At 74.4% G+C, this 18,175-nt stretch carries 21 protein-coding genes; 9 read left to right on the top strand and 12 right to left on the bottom strand.

Going from position 1 to position 18,175, the window contains the following annotated elements:
- The first annotated feature begins 50 nt into the window (after window positions 1-50).
- The 4 genes from J1M38_RS04715 to J1M38_RS04730 all read left to right on the top strand — a co-directional run bounded on the left by J1M38_RS04715 (window position 51) and on the right by J1M38_RS04730 (window position 3,778).
- Window positions 51-1,433 (top strand): FAD-binding oxidoreductase, encoded by a 1,383-nt coding sequence (locus J1M38_RS04715; protein WP_049147060.1) that lies wholly within the window; start codon window positions 51-53, stop codon window positions 1,431-1,433.
- Complete coding sequence (locus J1M38_RS04720; RefSeq protein WP_049146994.1) at window positions 1,430-1,885, top strand: thioesterase family protein; 456 nt, start codon at window positions 1,430-1,432, stop codon at window positions 1,883-1,885. Before J1M38_RS04715 ends, J1M38_RS04720 begins: the two co-directional genes overlap by 4 nt.
- A 65-nt stretch (window positions 1,886-1,950) precedes the next feature.
- Window positions 1,951-2,808, top strand: a complete 858-nt coding sequence (locus J1M38_RS04725; RefSeq protein ID WP_049146993.1) for a GTP pyrophosphokinase family protein — start codon at window positions 1,951-1,953, stop codon at window positions 2,806-2,808.
- Window positions 2,809-2,980: 172 nt separating this feature from the next.
- Window positions 2,981-3,778, top strand: a complete 798-nt coding sequence (locus J1M38_RS04730; protein ID WP_020624722.1) for a TVP38/TMEM64 family protein — start codon at window positions 2,981-2,983, stop codon at window positions 3,776-3,778.
- 17 nt (window positions 3,779-3,795) lie between these two features.
- Here the strand turns inward: J1M38_RS04730 and J1M38_RS04735 are convergent, their stop codons facing one another.
- Genes J1M38_RS04735 through J1M38_RS12225 form a run of 3 tightly spaced genes read right to left on the bottom strand, consistent with a single transcriptional unit; the run spans window position 3,796 to window position 5,761 of the window.
- Entirely contained in the window at window positions 3,796-4,104 is a 309-nt protein-coding gene (locus J1M38_RS04735; protein WP_036314546.1) for a hypothetical protein, read from the bottom strand.
- 39 nt (window positions 4,105-4,143) lie between these two features.
- Window positions 4,144-4,698 (bottom strand): TIGR03086 family metal-binding protein, encoded by a 555-nt coding sequence (locus tag J1M38_RS04740; RefSeq protein ID WP_036339014.1) that lies wholly within the window; start codon window positions 4,696-4,698, stop codon window positions 4,144-4,146.
- Between the two features lie 10 nt (window positions 4,699-4,708).
- Window positions 4,709-5,761, bottom strand: coding sequence for a polysaccharide deacetylase family protein (locus tag J1M38_RS12225; RefSeq protein ID WP_342356205.1), 1,053 nt, complete (start codon window positions 5,759-5,761; stop codon window positions 4,709-4,711).
- Between the two features lie 79 nt (window positions 5,762-5,840).
- On the opposite strand from J1M38_RS12225, the gene J1M38_RS04750 reads away from it, so the two are divergent.
- A complete protein-coding gene (locus J1M38_RS04750) occupies window positions 5,841-6,233 on the top strand; it encodes a DUF4440 domain-containing protein (RefSeq protein WP_342356206.1) in 393 nt (130 codons plus the stop codon).
- 12 nt (window positions 6,234-6,245) lie between these two features.
- Here the strand turns inward: J1M38_RS04750 and J1M38_RS04755 are convergent, their stop codons facing one another.
- From J1M38_RS04755 to J1M38_RS04765, 3 genes are read right to left on the bottom strand one after another with little or no spacing between them, the layout of a single operon-like run.
- Window positions 6,246-6,806 carry a GNAT family N-acetyltransferase gene (locus J1M38_RS04755; RefSeq protein ID WP_206482053.1) on the bottom strand — a complete coding sequence of 187 codons (561 nt, stop codon included), beginning with the start codon at window positions 6,804-6,806 and terminating at the stop codon, window positions 6,246-6,248.
- Window positions 6,807-6,812: 6 nt separating this feature from the next.
- On the bottom strand, window positions 6,813-9,272 hold the full coding sequence (locus J1M38_RS04760) for a YhgE/Pip family protein (RefSeq protein WP_206482054.1): 2,460 nt from the start codon (window positions 9,270-9,272) through the stop codon (window positions 6,813-6,815).
- On the bottom strand, window positions 9,272-10,057 hold the full coding sequence (locus J1M38_RS04765; RefSeq protein WP_041104115.1) for an ATP-binding cassette domain-containing protein: 786 nt from the start codon (window positions 10,055-10,057) through the stop codon (window positions 9,272-9,274). The genes J1M38_RS04760 and J1M38_RS04765 overlap by 1 nt, the downstream gene beginning before the upstream one ends.
- Window positions 10,058-10,129: 72 nt before the next feature.
- On the opposite strand from J1M38_RS04765, the gene J1M38_RS04770 reads away from it, so the two are divergent.
- Window positions 10,130-10,738: a TetR/AcrR family transcriptional regulator gene (locus tag J1M38_RS04770; RefSeq protein WP_020624715.1), complete on the top strand. Its 609-nt coding sequence runs from the start codon at window positions 10,130-10,132 to the stop codon at window positions 10,736-10,738.
- Between the two features lie 21 nt (window positions 10,739-10,759).
- Here J1M38_RS04770 and J1M38_RS04775 read toward each other — a convergent pair whose 3' ends face one another.
- Window positions 10,760-11,527, bottom strand: a complete 768-nt coding sequence (locus J1M38_RS04775; RefSeq protein ID WP_041104117.1) for a sulfite exporter TauE/SafE family protein — start codon at window positions 11,525-11,527, stop codon at window positions 10,760-10,762.
- Window positions 11,528-11,600: 73 nt separating this feature from the next.
- On the opposite strand from J1M38_RS04775, the gene J1M38_RS04780 reads away from it, so the two are divergent.
- Together J1M38_RS04780 and J1M38_RS04785 are read left to right on the top strand one after the other, a co-directional pair.
- Window positions 11,601-12,857 (top strand): NAD(P)/FAD-dependent oxidoreductase, encoded by a 1,257-nt coding sequence (locus J1M38_RS04780; protein ID WP_041104118.1) that lies wholly within the window; start codon window positions 11,601-11,603, stop codon window positions 12,855-12,857.
- 12 nt (window positions 12,858-12,869) lie between these two features.
- Window positions 12,870-13,559 (top strand): M23 family metallopeptidase, encoded by a 690-nt coding sequence (locus tag J1M38_RS04785; RefSeq protein WP_020624712.1) that lies wholly within the window; start codon window positions 12,870-12,872, stop codon window positions 13,557-13,559.
- On the opposite strand, the gene J1M38_RS04790 is transcribed toward J1M38_RS04785, so the two are convergent.
- Window positions 13,549-14,058: a GNAT family N-acetyltransferase gene (locus tag J1M38_RS04790; RefSeq protein WP_044659331.1), complete on the bottom strand. Its 510-nt coding sequence runs from the start codon at window positions 14,056-14,058 to the stop codon at window positions 13,549-13,551. The two genes, J1M38_RS04785 and J1M38_RS04790, sit on opposite strands and share 11 nt — an antisense overlap.
- A 72-nt stretch (window positions 14,059-14,130) precedes the next feature.
- On the opposite strand from J1M38_RS04790, the gene J1M38_RS04795 reads away from it, so the two are divergent.
- On the top strand, window positions 14,131-14,676 hold the full coding sequence (locus tag J1M38_RS04795) for a GNAT family N-acetyltransferase (protein ID WP_020624710.1): 546 nt from the start codon (window positions 14,131-14,133) through the stop codon (window positions 14,674-14,676).
- A gap of 35 nt (window positions 14,677-14,711) precedes the next feature.
- Here the strand turns inward: J1M38_RS04795 and J1M38_RS04800 are convergent, their stop codons facing one another.
- From J1M38_RS04800 to J1M38_RS04815, 4 genes are all read right to left on the bottom strand, one after another.
- Window positions 14,712-14,924 carry a hypothetical protein gene (locus J1M38_RS04800; RefSeq protein ID WP_010079881.1) on the bottom strand — a complete coding sequence of 71 codons (213 nt, stop codon included), beginning with the start codon at window positions 14,922-14,924 and terminating at the stop codon, window positions 14,712-14,714.
- A gap of 135 nt (window positions 14,925-15,059) precedes the next feature.
- Window positions 15,060-16,175, bottom strand: coding sequence for a type I restriction endonuclease (locus J1M38_RS04805; RefSeq protein WP_036314529.1), 1,116 nt, complete (start codon window positions 16,173-16,175; stop codon window positions 15,060-15,062).
- 267 nt (window positions 16,176-16,442) lie between these two features.
- Window positions 16,443-16,787 (bottom strand): hypothetical protein, encoded by a 345-nt coding sequence (locus tag J1M38_RS04810; protein ID WP_041104120.1) that lies wholly within the window; start codon window positions 16,785-16,787, stop codon window positions 16,443-16,445.
- Window positions 16,788-16,941: 154 nt separating this feature from the next.
- Window positions 16,942-18,175 (bottom strand): CdaR family transcriptional regulator (locus J1M38_RS04815; RefSeq protein WP_206501186.1); only part of this gene is annotated, 1,234 nt, incomplete at its 5' end.

Consider the following 18,175-nt stretch of genomic DNA (forward strand, 5'->3'; position numbering starts at 1 on the left):
CCGCCGCCCCGCCTGCCGCGGACGCCCCGCCCGCCGACGTCGTCGCCCGCCTGCAGGCGGAGCTGCCCGGCCGCGTGGACGTCTCCGCCGCCGCACTCGAGGCCGCCCGGGCGGACCGCTCGGGGCATCGCTCCCCCGCCGCGCCGCTGGCCGTGGTCCGCGCGCGGACGGTGGAGGACGTGCAGGCCGCGTGCCGGATCGCGCACGGGACCCGCACCCCGCTGGTCACCCGCGGAGCGGGCACGGGGTTGGCCGGCGGCGCCGTCGCGGGGGCGGGCGAGATCGTCCTGGACATGACCGCGATGGACCGGATCCTGGAGGTCTCCCCCGCGGACCGCGTGGCCGTCGTCGAGCCGGGGATCCTCAACGGGGCGCTGAACGCCGCGCTCGCCGAGCACGGGCTGTGGTGGGCCCCGGATCCCGCGTCGAAGGACATCTCCACGGTGGGCGGCAACATCGCGATGAACGCCGGCGGGCTGCTGTGCGCCAAGTACGGCGTCACGCGCGAGGCGGTGCTGGGCCTGGACGTGGTGCTCGCAGACGGCACCCTGCTGCGGCTGGGCCACCGCACCGTCAAGGGGGTGACCGGCTACGACCTGGTCGCGCTGATGATCGGCTCGGAGGGCACGCTCGGCGTGATCGTGGGCGCGACGCTGGCGCTGCGGCCGGCCGTGCGCGGCGTGCCCGTGACGCTCGGCGGGTTCTTCCCGGACGTCGTCGCGGGCGCCGCCGCGGCCGAGGCGATCACCGGGGCCGGTCACGTGCCCGCCCTGATGGAGCTGATGGACGAGGCGACGCTCGCCGCGGTGCGCGCGCACGCGGGGCCCGAGCGCGGGGCCGCCCTGCCCGAGTCCGGCGCGTTCCTGCTGGTGCAGGCCGACGGCGCCGGCGCCGAGGCGGACGGGGAGGCCATGGCCGCCCTCATGCGTACCCACGGCGGGGACGTCACCGTGACCGTGGACCCCGCCGAGGGGGAGGCCCTCATGGCCCTGCGCCGCACCGCGTTCCCCGCGCTCGAGCGCCTCGGCACCCCGCTCGTGGAGGACGTGGCCGTCCCGCGCAGCCGCATGGCCGAGATGTTCGCGCGGATCCGTGAGATCGAGGCACGCACCGGCGTCGCCATCCCCACCACGGCCCACGCCGGGGACGGCAACCTGCACCCGATCCTGCTGTTCGGCGCGGCGGCGCAGGTGGGCGGCGCGGCCGAGGACGCCGCGTCGATCCCGGCGGACGTGTGGGAGGCCGCCCGCGAGCTGTTCCGCGCCGGCCTGGAACTCGGCGGCACGCTCACCGGCGAACACGGCGTGGGCCTGCTCAAGCGCGCGTTCCTGCGGGACGAGCTCGGCGACGCCCAGCACGACCTCCAGCAGCGCATCAAGGCCGTGTTCGACCCGCACGGCATCCTCAACCCAGGAAAGGTGTTCACCCCGTGACTCAGCCGACCACCCCCGAGACCCCCGCCGACGCCGGCACACCGACCCCGTTCGAGGTCGGGCTGCAGCTGCGCTGGTCCGACGAGGACCGCTACGGCCACGTCAACAACGCCCGCCTGCTCACCCTCGCCGAGGAGGCGCGCGTGCGCGCCCTGGCCGCGTGGGCCACGACGACGGCGTCCGGGGACGTCCAGCGCGTCGTGCGGTCCATGGAGGTCCAGTACGAGGCGCCCGTGGTCTACGCCGGGCCCGAGGTGACGGCGCGGGTGTGGATCCTGCGGATCGGCCGGACGTCCTTCACGCTGCGCCACGAGCTGTGGCAGGACGGGCGGCGCTGCGTGCTGTGCGACGCCGTGTTCGTGCAGGTGGACCCGGCGGCCGGGCGGCCCGTGGCCGTCTCCGACGAGGAGCGCGCCGTCTTCGAACGCGTGCTGATCCCCGCCGAGGACTGACGGGCCGCCGTCGGGCCTGTGGACGGCCCGCCGTCTCGCAGGATCCCGCCGTAGGCTCTGAGGCCATGGAGCAGGACCCTTCCCCGGACGCGCCCGCGCCCTCGGCGGACGTCGAGGCGCTGCGCGGCACCCCCGTATCCGATTTGACGCAGCTCTCCCCCGCGACGTCCGTGGCGCTGGAGCGGCTGCGCCGAGACGTCGAGCGCTTCGACCTCGAGTACCGCTCGGCCCTGCTCCAGGTGGAGGCGCGGCTCGAGGTGCTGCGGGACGAGTTCACGCACCTGCACGACTACAACCCCATCGAGCACATCGTCACGCGGGTGAAGTCGCCGGAGTCGATCCTGCGCAAGGCCTCCGCCCGCGGGCTGTCCCTGGACCTGGACGCGCTGCGCACCAACGTCACGGACATCGCCGGGGCGCGCGTGATCGTCAGCTTCGCCCGGGACGTGTACCGCGTGTTCCGCCAGTTCACGCAGCAGCCGGACATCCGGGTGCTCGAGGTGGAGGACTACATCTCCCGGCCCAAGCCCTCCGGCTACCGCAGTCTGCACTGCCTCGTGCAGGTGCCGATCCACCTGTCCACCGGCACGATCCCGGTGACCGTGGAGATGCAGTTCCGCACGAGCGCCATGGACTTCTGGGCCACGCTCGAGCACAAGATCAACTACAAGTTCGACGGCGGCGTGCCCCCGGACATCGCGACCGAGCTCGTGGCCGCCGCCCGCGTGGCCGCGGATCTGGACACCCGCATGGAGCGGCTGCATGACCAGGTGCAGGAGACCGACAGGGACGACGACGCCGCCGCGGCCTGGGAGGACGACGGCGGTCCCGCCTTCGAGGACGAGCCGGCGGCGGGGCCGGATGGCGCGGGTCCGGGTGAGGCGCGGCCGGGTGACGACGCGCCCGGCGCGTCCACCGTCTGAGCCCCTCCGTCCACACCCGGCGGGCCGCGTGCACAGGGTTCTCCACAGAGTTGTCCACAGGTGTGGATGAGTCACACGCGTGTGATCCACCGAAGCAGCGCGGGGCGTGGCCGCAGACCGGGGAGGACATGCTGACGGAACGGGGCGGGGCGACTCCCGGTAGCCTGAGCCGATGCCCTCCACCGCCGTGCCGCCGCGCGACTCCGGCGCCGCCTCCACCCTGCCCGCCCGCACCGGGCACCGCGGGGTGTCGATCCTGCGCACCGCCGCCCTCGTCCTCGTGGTGGCGGCGTTCGTGTGGCTGGCACTCACCGTGCGCCTGCCCGGTGTGGACGAGCTGCGCGCCCAACTGGACGGCTTCGGCTGGTGGAGCTGGCTGGCGTTCACCGTGCTGTACGCGGCCGTGGCGCTCACCCCCATCCCCGTGACGATCATGGCGGTCACCGCCGGTGTGCTCTTCGGCGCGATCGAGGGGACGGTGCTGTCCGTGGTCGGGGCCCTGCTGGGCTCGCTCGGGGCGTACGGCATCGCGCGCGCGGTCGGGCGCGAGGTGGTCCTGCGCGGGCTCGGCCGCCACGCCGAGACCGTGGAGCGGCGGCTCGAGGACACCGGGTTCCTCGCCCTGCTGGCCCTGCGCGTCGCCCCGGGGCTGCCGTACTGGCCCGTGAACTACGGGGCGGGCGCGCTCGCCGTGCCGCTGGGGATCTTCGCCGGCTCCACCGCGGTCGGCGTGATCCCCGGGCAGCTCTCCCTCGTGGCGATGGGGGCGTTCGCGGTGCGCCCGGGCGTCGTGAACGGCGTGCTGCTCGGGGTGGGCTGGCTCGCCGTGGGCGGTCTGACCCTGTGGGCGGTGCGGCGCTGGCGACGGGCAGCCCGGGCCGCGGAGGGGCCGGCGGGCTCGGAGGGGCCGGAAAGCCCGCGGAGTGGTCAGGACACGCCGTCTCCGCGTGCGCGACGCGGCGTGTCGTGACCACTCTGCGCCGGACGTCAGCCGAGGGTTGTGTACCGCACGCCGAACTTGCTGCTGACCTGCAGGAACACGAGCACGTCCGTGCCGCGCGCGTAGGCGGGCATGCCGTACCAGGTGCGGGGTTCGAGCTCCGGGGCCGCCTCCGTGACGATCCGGTGCACCCCCACCGCCATGGCGCGGTCCTGCTCGGGCATCTCCTCGATCTTCACCAGCAGGTCCTGCAGGGCGTCGGCCTTCTTCCTGCCGCCGCGCTGGGCGCGCAGCTCCTGCGCGCGCTCGGCGATCGCGGCCTGCTCCGCGGCGCTGAAACCGGTGGACTCGCTCACGGTGCCTCCTGGGGTGCGGGGACGGGTCCTGCCCTGGTCTCAGCCCCGACGGCCCAGGCGACCGAGCAGGCGGGTCTGCCGGTCGGCGTCGTCGGCCACGGGGACGGGCTCGCCCAGGATGCCGGGCGTGTAGGCGGCGTCGCCGAACAGTTCCAGCGACTCCTCCACGCAGTCGATCTCCGCGTCCGTGAACCGCGCGTCCACGCCCTGCGAGCGGGCCAGGTCCCAACGGTGCACGATCACGTCGAACGCGTGGAAGCGGATCAACGCCTCGCCCACGGGCATCTCCCCGAGCGCGGTCTTCATGGGCCGCATGATGAACTCCTCGTCACCGGCGAGGGCGGACATGGCGGCGGCGTGCTTGGCCCACTGGGTGGCCAGCTGCTGGCGGGACCCGTCGAAGAGGGGCACCTCCCGGCCCTGGCGGGCGGCGAAGTCGCGCTGGCCGGCGATCACGTGGTCCAGCAGGTCCAGCGCGTCCCAGCCCTCACACGGGGTGGCGGCGTCCCAGTCCCGCACCTCCCGGACGACGGCGGTGAACGGCTCGGCGGCCGCGTTCCAGCGGGCCTCGACCTCGGTGGCGGGGATGGACATGGTGCTCTCCTCAGGGTCGCGGGGTTCTCGGGGCCGCGGCGGGCGACGACGGCGCCGGGCTCGGCTTCTTCGGGCCGCGGATGGACTCGGGGCGGGCCGGGTCCAGGACGGACCGGGGGTCGAAGAACTCCTCCAGCACGGGCCGCTCGCCCGAGACGGCCGCGGCGAGGCTGATGCCGTCCACGTTGATGCGCGAGCCGCGGTAGTAGCCGGGCTCGAGCTGGCCCCACGCCTTGGAGGTGCCGTCCACGAGGAAGAAGGAGCGGTAGCCGAGCTCGCGGAAGTAGCGGTACCGCTCGTTGTCCTCCGTGTACTTGCCGGGGCCGGTGACGTCCGCGCCGAACGGGTAGATGAGCATGTCCGTGGGGCCGAGGATCGGCTCGACCTCCTCGTGCCAGTGCCTCATGTCGAACTCGAGCTCCTCCATGGTCAGCTTCGGCACCGTCCGGTGGCCCCACGTGTGGGAGGCGAACTCCCAGCCGCTGTCCTTGAGCGCGTCGGCAACCTCGGTGGCGGCCGCGACGTCGGCGTCGAACGTGGGGCTGTCCCCGAACTCGCGGGCCGAGGTGCGGTAGCCGAACACGCCGTCGTAGCCGGTCATGGCGAGCACGCCGCGGGCGCCGTTGAGGCTGAAGTCCGGGTGCTCGGCGAGGAAGTCGTCCAGGCGCGGGACGACGTCGAACGCCCCGATGTGCGTGGTGCCCTCGGCGTCCGTGTACTCGTTGCGGACGCCGCCGTCCTCGGCCACGATCAGGCGGTCCGCGAAGCCGTCGCCGTCCATGTAGAGGTAGTACGAGCAGTCGTCCAGGGAGAGGATCAGCGGGGTGCGACCCTCGGGGACCATGAGGGTCTTCGGGCGGACGACGTCGTCCTCGCCCACCTCGTACAGCTCGTGCGGGGAGACCAGCACGTAGCCGCGCTCGTAGACCTGCCGGATGACGGCGTCGAACTCGTCCACCGTGACCATGAAGTCCAGGTAGCCGCCGGCCTTGTCGTCGCCATCGAAGGCGCGGGCCGGGTCCACCACGAGGGAGTGGAAGAACAGGTGCGGAACCCGGGCCACGTCCGGCCAGGCCACCGGGTCGCCGGCGGGCGGCGGTCCAGCGGGGGCGGCGGACCTGTTCGCCGAGGACGCGGACTTCGTGAACGTGGTGGGCGTGTGGTGGACGCGGCGGCGGCAGATCCGGGTGAACCACGCGCTCGGCTTCCGCTGGATGTTCCCGGCCTCCCGGCTCGTGCTCGGGCAGGTGCGCGTGCGCGAGCTCGGGGACGTGGCGGTGGTGCATGCGCCGTGGACCATGACGGGGCAGACCGCGCCCGACGGCGACGAGGCCGGCGAGCGCACCGGCGTCCTGCTGCTCGTGGTGCGCCGGACCGAGGCCGGGGCGTGGGAGGCGGTGGCCGGGCAGAACACGGACTCCGTGCCCGAGGCGCAGACCCACCTGGCCGACAACGACGGGCTGGCCGCGGTGCACTACCACCCGTCGGCGTGGATCGATCCCGACGACGACCCCGACGGCCCGGAGGCCTGCTGAGCGGCGGCCGGCTCACGCCACCGTCAGCAGCCGCACCCAGTCGTCCTCGACGCGCTCCCCGCCGACCACGAACTGCCGCGCCCCGATCGTCGCGAAGCCAAGGCGCTCGTAGAACCGGTTGGCCCGTGTGTTCTGCGCGTTCGTGCCGAGCCACACGTGCCGGAACCCCAGCCGCCGCAGCCGCTCGACGCCGTCGTGCACGAGGGCCTCGGCCAGCCCGGTGCCGCGCCCCTCGGCGAGCACGTACAGCTTCGAGAGGTGGCCGGCCGGCACGTCGCCGAGCCGCTCCGTGACGGGTGCCTCGGGGGTCGCGGCGGTCTCGTACATGGCGTAGCCGAGCAGGGTCTCCGGGGCGTCGGCCGCGGCGCCCACGAGCACGATCCGCTCCGGGTCCGCGATCCACGCGGCCACGGCCGCCTCGCTCAGGTGCAGCGCGATGTGCGCGTCCACCGCGGCACGCGGCAGCGAGGCCGGGGAGGCGTCCGGGAAGGTGGCCGCGGCGATCGCGGCGATCGCGGGCGCGTCCTCGGGGCGGGCCGGACGGACGACGGCGGCGCGGGGTGCGGAAGTCATCCCCGCTCAGGCCTGCAGCGCGGGGTGCAGGTCCTTCATGCGGAACCGACGCCGGCGCCGCACCACGAGCACGTCCAGGGCGAGCGCCGCCGCCCCGATGCCCATCAGCACGACCACCGGCACCCAGAAGCGCTGGTCCAGACCGCCGGAGATCGCGTTGCGGAACGCCTCGATGGAGTAGCTCATCGGCATGAACGGGTGCAGCGCCTGGAAGAAGCCGGGCAGCACCTCGGCCGGGTAGGTGCCGCCGGTGGAGGCCAGCTGCAGGATCAGCAGGACCAGCAGCAGCGCCGAACCGGGGGTGCCGAGCGCCGTCTGCACCAGGTGCGCGATGAGGGAGAACACCACGGCCACGAGCACCGTCAGGGCCACGGCCCGCACCGGGTGGACGGGGGCCAGGCCCAGCGGCAGCGTCGCGGCGAGCATGAGCAGACCGCCGCCCACGGCCACGATGCCCACGGGCAGCCACGCGGCCAGCGCGATCGCCACCGGGTTGCGGCGCCCGGCCAGCAGCCGCCCGCTGATGGGCCGCATGATGTTGAACGCGGCGATGCCGAACACCCACAGCGCGATGGAGAAGAACATCGGCGCCATGCCGCGGCCGTAGACCTCCGCGGAGTTGTCCACCTGCATCACGGCCTCCACCGGCCGGGACATCACCAGGGCGGCCTCGTCCCGCTCGTCCTCGGTCAGGGCGGGGACGCGGTCGACGCCGTCGGAGAGCCCGGAGGCGAGCTCGTGGGCGCCGTCGTCGAGGGTGCCGAGGCCGGTGTGCAGCTCCCCGGCGCCGTCCTGGAGCTGGGCCAGGCCGTCGTCGAGCTCGGTGGCGCCGGACTCCAGCTGCCCCGCACCGTCCTGCAGGGTCAGCGCCCCGTCGTGGAGCGCGGCGTTGCCCTCGGCGAGGGTGGTCGCCCCGTCCGTCAGCTCGCCGAGGCCGGACTGCAGCTCCCCGGCGCCGTCCTGGAGCTGGGCCAGGCCGCCGTCGAGCTCGGTCGCGCCGGAGCCCAGCTGCTCGAGGCCGTCCGCGAACTTCCCGGCGCCGTCGGCGAGGGAGTCGGCCCCGTCCTTCGCCTCACCGATCCCGCCCTGCAGCTTCTCCGCGCCCGCGGCCACGGCGTGGGCGCCGTCGTTGAGGTCCGTCAGATCCGCCTTGGCGGAGGCGGCGACGTCGTCCTCGACGAAGCCCTGGACGCGCTCGTTGGCGGCCGCGGAGGTCGCGGCGGCCTCCTCGGCGCGGCCGGCGACGGCGGTCACCCGCTCGTCCGCGCCGGTGAGCGCCTCCTGGAGCGCGGCGTACTGCTCGGACTCGGCGAGCGTCGGGTCCTCTTCGGCGAGCTCGGCCAGGGCGGCCTGCGCGTCGGCGATGCGGGCGCCCGCGCCGTCCTCGGCCGTGCCGGCCACCTCGGCGACCCGCTGGACGTCCTCGTCCACCGCGGCGACGTCGGCGGCCACCGCGTCCTGCCGCTCGATCACCTGGTCCAGGCCGGGGATCACCGTGTCGTAGAGCTGCTGGGTGCCGTCGGCCACCTGCGTGGCGCCGTCGGCGAGCTCGGCCGATCCGGTCTGCAGCTGGGCCAGCCCGTCGGAGAGGTCCGTGGCGCCCTGACGCAGGGCGGGGGCGTTCTCGGCGAGCTGCCCGGCACCGTCGGCGAGGGCCTGGGAGCCCCCGCGCGCCTGGTCGAGCCCGTCGGCCAGGCGCCCGGCCCCGTCCTGCGCGGACGCGGCGCCCTCGGCGAGTCGCTGGGCGCCGTCGTCGGCCTGGGCGGCGCCGTCCGCGAGGTCACCCGCACCCGTGGCGAGCTGGCCCGCGCCCTCGGCCAGCTTGCCCGAGCCGTCGTGGGCCTGGACGATCCCGTCCTCCAGCTGGCTCGCGCCGTCCTCCGCGGAGGCCGTGCCGTCGGCCAGCTGTGCGGCGCCGTCGGCGGCGTCCACCATGCCCGACCGCAGCTCGCCGAGGCTGGAGAAGACGGCCTCGAAGTACGCCTCGATCGCGGACCGGTTCACGGCGGCCTCGACCTTGGCCTGGCTCGCGTTCGTGACGGAGCCGATCACGAAGCCGTTGGCGTCGTCTCGGCGCAGGGTGATCTGCGCCTGCCGCGGTGTCCCGCCGCCCTCGGGGCTGACGAGGTCACGACTGAGCTCGGCGGGGATCTCCAGGACGAGGTAGTACCGGCCCTCCCGCAGTCCCTCCTCGGCCTCCTCGCGCGTGGTCTCGCGCCAGTCGAAGGCGCGGTCGTCCTTGAGGCGTTCGGTCATGTCCGCGCCGGTGCGCAGCGTGGTGTCGCCGCGCTGGACGGGCTCGTCCTCGTTGACGATCGCCACCGGCAGACGGTCCATGGCCCCGTAGGGGTCCCAGTTCGCGGACAGGTACAGGGCGCCGTAGATGGCGGGGACGAGGAAGATGAACAGCAGGGCGAGCAGGGGCAGGCCACGGCGGAAGCGTCGCAGCTCGTAGCGGAACAGCATCAGTTCTCCCGGACGGGGGGCAGGGTGAGGACGACGGCGTCGCGCGGCACGGGCGCGGAGGCCACGGCGCTCACCGCGAACGGGTGGCCGTGGTCCTTGAGGACGTCCAGGGCCGCGTGGAGCGCGACCAGCTCATCGATGGTCAGGGTGGCGTCCACGTCGTCGAAGGTGACGAGGCGGGCCGGGCGCAGGCAGGCGACGACGGCGGCCAGCAGCGCGCGATCGGGCGCGGACAGCTCCCGGACGACGGCCTCCGGCGCCACGGTCAGCCTCACCGCGTCCGCGAGGAGGGCGAAGCGTGCGCGGCCGGCGCGGCGGCGCACGCCGTCGGTGAGACAGCGCTCGTCCACGACCTCGGCCGCGGTCAGCGCCGGCTCGAGCTCCACCACGTCGGTGGTGTGGGCGACGGCGGTGCGGGCGCGCAGGGCGTGCGGGTGGCGCGCGGCGTCGATCGGGGGCCGGTACGCGCGGGCGGCGGGCCGCTCCGGCCCGTCCAGGGCGACGTCCACGGGGCCGCCGGTGAGCACGAGCTCGCCCCGCACGCCCTGCAGGCGCCCCGTGAGGGCGAGCAGCAGGGCCGAGCGGCCCGAGCCCTGGGTTCCGAGCACGGCCAGGTGGGTCTGCGGGGGCAGCACGAGGTCGAGGGAGCCGAACACCGGCCCGCGACTGCCGCGCAGGGTCAGACCGCGCGCCACGAGGGTGGCGGGCGGGAGGTCGTCGAGGTGCGCCGGGTCGGGGGCGGGCCCGGGGCCATGGTGATCGGCGTCGGTGGGAGTGGAAGACATGGGCCCTCTTTGCCGAGTCGAGGCGGATTCAATACCATCGGTATTCAATACCATCGGCATCGAGAGGGCAACATGGCGACCCGACCCCGCCGCGAGGATGTCCGCGCGGCCATCCTCGACCACGCGGCTCGGGTGTTCGGACGGGAGGGTTACGCGCGCTCCTCCCTCGCCCGCATCGCGGCGGAGGCCGGCTACACGAAGGGCGCCGTCTATTCCGGTTTCGCGGGGAAGCCGGACCTCTTCGCCGCCGCCTGCACCGTCCAGTTCGAGCGGGCGACCACCCGAGCCATGGACGGCGTCGCCGACGCCCTGGACGACCCCGACCTGCCGCGCGAGGACCTGGTGGCCCGCGTGGCGGAGGCCCTGGCCGACGTCGTGCTCGAGACCACGGGCTCCTGGCCCCTGCTCCTCCACGAGTTCCAGGCCGTGGGCCTGCGCGAGCCCGCCGTGGGGAGAGCCTACCGGACGCTGACCGTCCGGCGGCGGGACTTCCTGGCCGGCCTGCTGCGCGAGCACCGCGTGCTGGCCGACGTCCCGGACGAGCAGGTCACGCACACTGCGGCCATGCTCCTGATGCTCGTGCACACGCTGTCGGTCGAGCGGCACCTGGCCCCGGAGGACCTGACGGTGGACGACGTGCGGGACACGCTGGCCGCGGCCGTGCGCTCCCTCCTGCCCTGACGCCTGCGCGCCGGCCCCGCCTCAGCCCAGGGTGCCGGCCACACCGCGCACCAGCGCCAGCGTGCCCCCGACGCCGGCCAGGCAGATCGCGAGGACGCGCGCCTTCGCGGGGTCCACCCGGCGGGCCACCACCGAACCGGGCAGGACACCCAGCGGGCCGCCCACCACCACGGCGACCCACACCGGCCACGGCACGTGCAGCCCCGCGGGCACGGCCGCGCCGAACAGCGACTTGGTGACCAGCGAGGTGAGATTGGCCAGCAGGAACACGGGCTGGAGGGTGGCCGCCCACGAGCGCTGGTCCCACCGGCTCGCCACCGCGTAGACCGCGAGCGCCGGCCCGGCGATGCCCGCGGTGGTGTTCATGAACCCGGCCACGGCGCCGGAGGCGAACACGGCCCCGTTCCCCTGGGCGGTGAAGCGCTGCTGCAGGCCCAGGACGGCGGCCACGGCCACCAGCACGGAGGACCCCAGGAGGATCTCGAGGGCGTGGGCGTCCAGGACCCGCACGGCCCACGCCCCCGCGAACGAGCCGGCCACGAGCAGGGGTGCGAGGCGGACGAAGCGCGGCCAGTCCACGTGCCTGTGGAGCACCGCGAACAGCAGCACCGCGGACACCGAGGCGGCCACGTTGGACAGCGTCACCCCCGCCACCGGGCCCAGGAGCAGGGACAGCGTGGGTGCGGCGATCATGCCGACGCCCATGCCGCTCACCCGCTGGAGCGTGCCGCCCACGGTGATCGCGGCCAGCGCGACGACGGCCGGCAGCCACACCAGGGAGGGGTCCATGCGGGCAGTATGCCGGAGCCGGGGTGTCCGTCGGCCCTGGCTTCCGCCCGTGACGGGTGCGCATGCTGGCCGCATGGCCCAGCACAGCTCCACCCCGTTCCCGCTCGTGATCGTGGGCAGCGGCCCCGCCGGCGTCAGCGCCGCCCGCGCCTACGTCGACGCCGGGGGACCCGGCCCCGTCCTCATGCTCACCTCGGACGTGGACCACCCGTACGAGCGTCCGCCGCTGTCCAAGGAGCTCCTGCGCGGCACCGCCGAACCGGAGCCGACGGTGCTGGAGGACCTGCCGGACGCCGTCGAGCTGCGCCGGGGCGTGACCGTCACCCACGCGGACCTGGGTGCCCGGACGCTGCGGGTCGGCGAGGAGCCGGTCCGCTTCGAGCGCCTGATCCTCGCCCTCGGCGCGCACCCGAAGCCCCTGCCCGTCGCGGACGACGACGCCGAGGTGCACCTGCTGCGCTCTCTCGACCACGCCCGCCGCCTGGTGGCCTCCGCCGGGCACGCGCGCTCCGCCGTCGTGATCGGCTCGGGGTTCATCGGCTGCGAGGCGGCCGCCTCCCTGGCCCTGCGCGGGGTGGCCACCACGCTGGTCACCCCGGACGAGGTGCCGCAGCAGAAGCGGCTCGGCCGCGAGGCGGGCGATCGGATCGCGCAGTGGCTGATCGGCGCCGGCGTCGAGCTGCGCACCGGCGTGCGGGTGGGGCAGGTGCGCGCCCCGCGCACCGTCCACCTCGACGACGGCGCCACGCTCGCCCCGGACCTGATCCTCGCCGCGGTGGGGGTCGAGCCGGGGGGCGGGTGGCTCGAGGACTCCGAGCTGACCATGCACGAGGGGCGGATCGTGGCGGACGAGCACCTGGCGGCGGCGCCGGGCGTGTGGGTGGCCGGGGACGTGGCCCGCGCCCACCACGCCGTGGCCGGCCGGCCGATCCCCGTGGAGCACTGGGGCGACGCCCTCGGCATGGGCGAGGTCGCCGGGCACAACGCGGCCCGCACCGAGGTCGGCGTGCCGGGCGGCGCCGGCCAGGCCTCCGTGCTGGCCCACGCGGCGACGGCGGACCCGGAGTCCCTGCGGCGGTGGGAGGCCGTGCCCGGGTTCTGGAGCACCATCGGCGAGCACACGCTCAAGCACGCCGCGTGGGGCGACGGCCACGAGCAGGCCCGCATGGTGGAGCGCACCGGCGGGTTCACTCTCTGGTACATGGACGCGCAGGACCGCGTGGTGGGCGTGCTGACCTACAACGCGGACGAGGACTACGAGCGCGGGCGGGAGCTGGTGGCGGGCCGGGATGCCGTGGGCGAAGGCCGGGGCCGTCCCGACCCTGCATGACAGACTGAGGGGATGACCACCCCGACCCCCGGCGCCGGCTCCCCGGGCAGCGGTGTGGCCGGGGGCGTGCTGGCCGCAGTGGGGGCGCTGGCCCTGATCGCGACCGTCCTGGCGCTGGTCCTCGCGTTCGGTCCGGCCGGCCGGGACGACGCCGGCGCGGGCGCCGAGCGGCGGCGCTGGAACGGCGGCTTCACCCCCGCCCCGCCCACGGTGAACACGCAGGGGTACGCCGAGCCCGTGCAGGGCCGCGTGACCTCCCGCTTCGGGCCCCGCCCCAACCCGTTCGGCGAGGGCGTGGTGCCCTCGGGGGTGTCCGAGGAGGCCCTGACCCGCCACGACGGCGTGGACCTCGGCGGGGTGCCGGAGGGCACGCCCTTCCACTCGGTGTCCGACGGCCGAGTCCTATTCGTGGAGGCCGGCGGGGACGCGGGCGGCAACCTGCTCGCCGTGGACGCCGGGGACGGCCACGTGTGGCGCTACCTGCACGCCGCCCCGGACTCCACCGTGGTGGACGCGGGCCAGCGCGTCTCCGCCGGGGACCACCTGGCCGGCGTCGGGCAGACCGGCGCCGCCACCGGCGTGCACCTGCACCTGGAGCTGCGCGTGGACGGCGAGCCGGTGGACCCGGAGGCCTACCTGGCCGAGCGGGGCGTGGAGCTCGGCGGCTCCTACCCGGAGCGGCGCCGCGGCCTCAGCCGGTGACCGGGCCGCCGCCGTCGTCCACGGACCCGGCCCAGCGGACCTCCCCGTCCACGACCTCGTCCGTCGGCGCCAGGCCGATCGCCTGGGCGACCCGCTGGGAGGCCGTGTGCTCGGGGTGGACATCCGCCACGAGGCGCCGCACCCCCCGGTCCCGCAGCTCGCCCTTGAGGAGGCCGGCGGCCTCCTTCGCCAGCCCGCGGCCCTGCCACGGCGTGCCGATCAGCCAGGCGATCTGCGTGGGTCCCCCGTCCACGGGGATGGTGGCCTGGACGTAGCCGACCGGCCGGCCCTCCGGCTCCAGCACCACGATCCAGTTGGCCCAGTCCTCCGCGCCGTCCTCGGAGCGACCGCGCGCGAGGATCGCGTACCGCTGCCGCAGCTCCTCCTCGCCCGGCGGCGTCCCGCCGGTGTACGTGTACAGGTCCGGGTCGGCGAGGACCGCGGCCATGGCCTCGGCGTCATCCACCCGCAACGGGCGCAGGGAGAGGGAATGCGGCATGGGCACAGTCGACCAGCCCGGCCCCGCGCAGACAAGAGGCGGGGCGCATCCGCCCGCCGCTAGCCTGGGCGCATGCCGCCCGCCCCCACCGCCCGTCTGCGCTTCCGCGAGATGGCCGACGCCGACCTCGACCACCTGGCCGGCCTCCTCGCCGATCCCGTGGTGATGCGCTTCTACCCCGCCCCGCGCACGCGCGCGGAGGCGGCGGCGTGGATCGCGGGCAACCGGCGCCGGTACGCGCAGGACGGGCACGGGCTGTGGATCATCGAGACCCACGACGACGGCGGGCCCGGCTTCGTGGGCGACTGCGGCCTGACGTGGCAGGAGGTCAACGGGGAGCCTCGCCTGGAGGTCGGCTACCACGTGCGGGCCGACCTGTGGGGGCGCGGCTACGCCACCGAAGCGGCCGCCGCCTGCCGGGACCACGCCCGGGACGTGCTGGGGCACCACGAGCTCGTGGCGATCATCCACCCGGAGAACACGGCCTCGCGCCGGGTGGCCGAGCGGATCGGGATGACCGTGGTGGGCGAGGACCGCACCGGCGCGCCCGAGGCCCGCGCGGCTCTGGGGCTCGAGGCGCGCACCGTGCTGGGGATGAGGCTCCGGCCGGGCGCGTGAGGCGCGGCCCGGCCGGACGTCTCAGCCCCGGTCGCTCACTTGGCGTGGCGGGCGAGCAGCTCGCGGGCGGCGTCCAGGCCGCCGGCCTCGACGTCGTAGGAGCCGGTGGACGCGTGGTGGGCCTCGACCGCGTCCGTGATCCGGTAGTGGTCCGGGTTGCCGGGCGGGTCGGAGGTCTCCAGCACGTGGATCAGGTAGGTCTCGCCGGCGGCCAGGGCCTGGCGGTCGTCGCGCTCGTGATGGGTCATGACGTCCTCTCGGGTCGGCGCCCGGCGGGTCTGTCCCACCGGGGCGTGCGCACCAGGGTGGCGCATCGACGGCGGCGGGGCACAGTCCTGCCCGCCCGCGGGCCGGATCCGGTCAGTAGGCGGGTCAGAGTCCGCTCAGGCCCCGACGTAGGAGCTGACGACGCTCCGCAGTGCCTCGGCGGATTCGTAGATGTCCTCCAAGTTCTCGAGGTCGGCCCGCGTCCTGTTCTTGTCCGCATCGAACAGCACCAGATATTTCACCTTCCCGTCGAAGTGAAGGCGCGCGATCGGCTTCCGATTGTTGTCGTCCAGGATGACGCTGCAGTACGAGGCTGCGTCGCGCATGTAGACGCGGTTCATCGGCACGATTCCGGCGAGAATCGCCTTGATGATGCGGAAACCCTCGATCTCCTCTTCGGTCGTCACCACGCCCGGCTTGAGCTGGCCCTCCTGACCGTTCTCCTCGTCGGACAGGACCGTCTGATCGCCGGTGGCCACGGGCTCAGCGGGAGCCGCCAGTACCGGAGCGACCTGGTCGCCCAGGGCAGTCTTCAGCCGCGCGTTGACGCGATCGTTGATGTACTGGCGCGCAGCCTCCTCGGTGAGCCGGGTGAAGGTCTCCACCGCCTTGGCGTTCATGTACCCGGAGTACACGCGCTTGGCGAGGACCTTCACCAACTCATCGCTCGGCGCAGCCATCTCGGCAGAAATCTCGCGCTTGATGGCCGATACGTACTTCAGCTCCTCGGCTGCGGCGATGACCGAGTCGAGATCGAAGGATCCCTTCGCCAGCTGCTCGAGCTTCGGCACGGTGACCGGGTCGATGTCCAGAAGATCGAGGACGAGGAACGGACGCTCGTCGAGGATGTTGGCCTTGTCGAGGTCCGTGTAGAAGTTCCACACCCGCCCGTTGGTGAGCACGCCGATCCGCGCTTCACTGGTGTGGAAGTAGCGCACCAGCTGGCTCGCGTGCGCCAGGGACAGCTCCGAGCCGACCTTCTTGGCCTCCACGAGGATGTTGACCTTCCCCTCCCGCATGATGGCGTAGTCGATCTTCTCCCCCTTCTTCAGGCCCAGATCTGCGACGAACTCCGGGACGACCTCCTGGGGATCGAACACGTCGTAGCCCAACACCTGCGAGATGAATGGCATGACGAGCGCGTTCTTCGTCGCCTCTTCCGTGTCCAGGGAGCTTGCGTAGTCGCGGGCTCGCCGAGCCACTTGCGCAAGCTTGTCCTCGAATTCAGTCATGCCGTTTCACCCATCCGTGAGTAGGAGCCGGACAGCCGGGAATCCGGCAGCCTCGCACGTCAGCGCCCGAAGGCCCGCCGCAGCTGTGTCGAAATATAACCCAGCTCACAAACACGCTACGGGGACCCTCGCAGGCGCTCCGTGGCCGGACCGCGGGATCGCCCGGAACGCGAGGCGGCCACGACGCGTCGCCTCTCACAGGAAGGAGACGGGGCGTCGTGGCCGCGTTCCGCGGGGGGCCGCCCTGTCAGGCGACGCCCGGCCGGCTCAGCGGTTGCCGGGGTGCTGCGGGTCGGCCGGGATGCCGCGGCTCAGGGGCTCCACGGGCGGGCCGCTCGTCTCCGGGGTCACGGGCGAGCCGGTGCGGGAGCCGCCGACCTCCGGGGTGTCCGGCACCTGATCGCCGGAGGGCTGGGCGCCGGAGCGCAGCGCCTCGAGCCGCGTCTCGAGGACCTGCACCACGGGCAGGCGGTCGCCGTGGGCGCGCTCGTAGGCGAGCAGCTGCTCCACCTGCGACTCGTCGAGGCCGGTGATCCGGGTCGACAGCGTGCCGTTGGGGATGTGGTCGTAGTCCGGCAGGGGGAGCTCGTCGCGGTTCGGGGCGTTCGTCATGGCACTGTCCCTCTTCTCTCGTCGGGGTCCCTCGTCGGGATGCGTGGTCCACCCACGCTAGTGAAGGCCCCCGTCAGACGGCACCCCCAGCCCGACGAGCGGCCACGCTGGAAGCGCCTGCTCGGCTACCTCGAGGACCGCTGGGACCAGCCGGTCAAGGGCCTGTTCTTCCTCGCCATCGACGGTGAGATCCCCATCCCGTTCGTCCAGCCCGCAGCACGATCTCCAGGTCGAACCGCGCGTCGGGGTCCTCGAGGGCCTCCCCGAACAGCTCGCGCAGCCGGCCCACCCGGTACCCCACGGTCTGGGGGTGCACGCCGAGCTCCGCGGCGATCGGCGCCCGCTGGCCCCAGTGCGTGAGCCAGGCGAGCAGGGTCTCCTCCAGCACCGCCCGCTTCGCCTCGCTCACCTCGTCCAGGGGCGCCAGCACGCGTTCGGCCAGCTGCGTCACGACGCGCGGCTCGGCCCCCAGCACCACGCGCGCCAGGTGGTCCGCGGCGAGGATCGGGGACGGGGCGCCGTCGTCGTCCTCCCCCTGCGCGGGCTCCGCCGTCCGGCCCGCCGCCTCCTGGACGGCCAGCGTGCGGGCCACCCGGTAGGAGTGGGGCACGAGCGGCCAGTCCACGGCCGGCCCGACGACGGCGGCCGTCCCCGCCAGCAGGCGCAGCATGCGCTCGCGGCGGCCCTGGGAGGGCGTCGCGTCGATCACGGCGACCACCTCCGAGTCCCGCTCCACCACGAGCCCGGCCCGGCCCAGCCTCTCCCGGACGGCGACGCCGGCGTCCGCGGGCAGCACCACCACCGCCAGCCGGCGCGGCAGCCGCCAGTCCGCGAGCGCGGCCAGCCGTTGCACCTCCTTCTCCTCGGTCCCGCCCCGGACCAGGGCGGTGGCGAGGGCGGCGCGGTGCAGCTCGAGCACGCCCGCCTGGGCGGACTGCGCCTCCGCGTACGCCTGGGCGCTGACGGAGGAGAGCTCGTCGATGTACGCCCAGATGGACTCGCCCAGCTCGATCACCACGGACATCTCCAGGCCCAGGCGCGCGCACTCGGCGGAGAGCTCGCGGAACACGATCCGCGCGGAGGTGCGGTACGCGCCGAGCAGGGCGTCCATGGAGCGCCCCTCGCGGAACTCGCCGGCCCCCAGGCGGGCCATGAGGACGCGGGACTCGCTGTTCAGGGCCGGGCGGGTGGTGCCGGGCAGGCTCATCAGCTGCTCGAGGGCGGTGGTCACGCCGGCGGTGAGGTTCTTGCCGTAGTGGCCGTCGCGCGCCGCCGCGTAGGCGGGGATCTGGTCCGGGACCGTCTCGATGATGCGCTCCATGATCCCGGGGATCGCCGGGGCCAGGCGCTCCGCGAGGTCGTCGGGGAGGGACTGCCAGGGCGGGCGC

The sequence above is a fragment of the Micrococcus sp. KRD070 genome (assembly GCF_017168435.1).
GTDB lineage: Bacteria > Actinomycetota > Actinomycetes > Actinomycetales > Micrococcaceae > Micrococcus > Micrococcus luteus.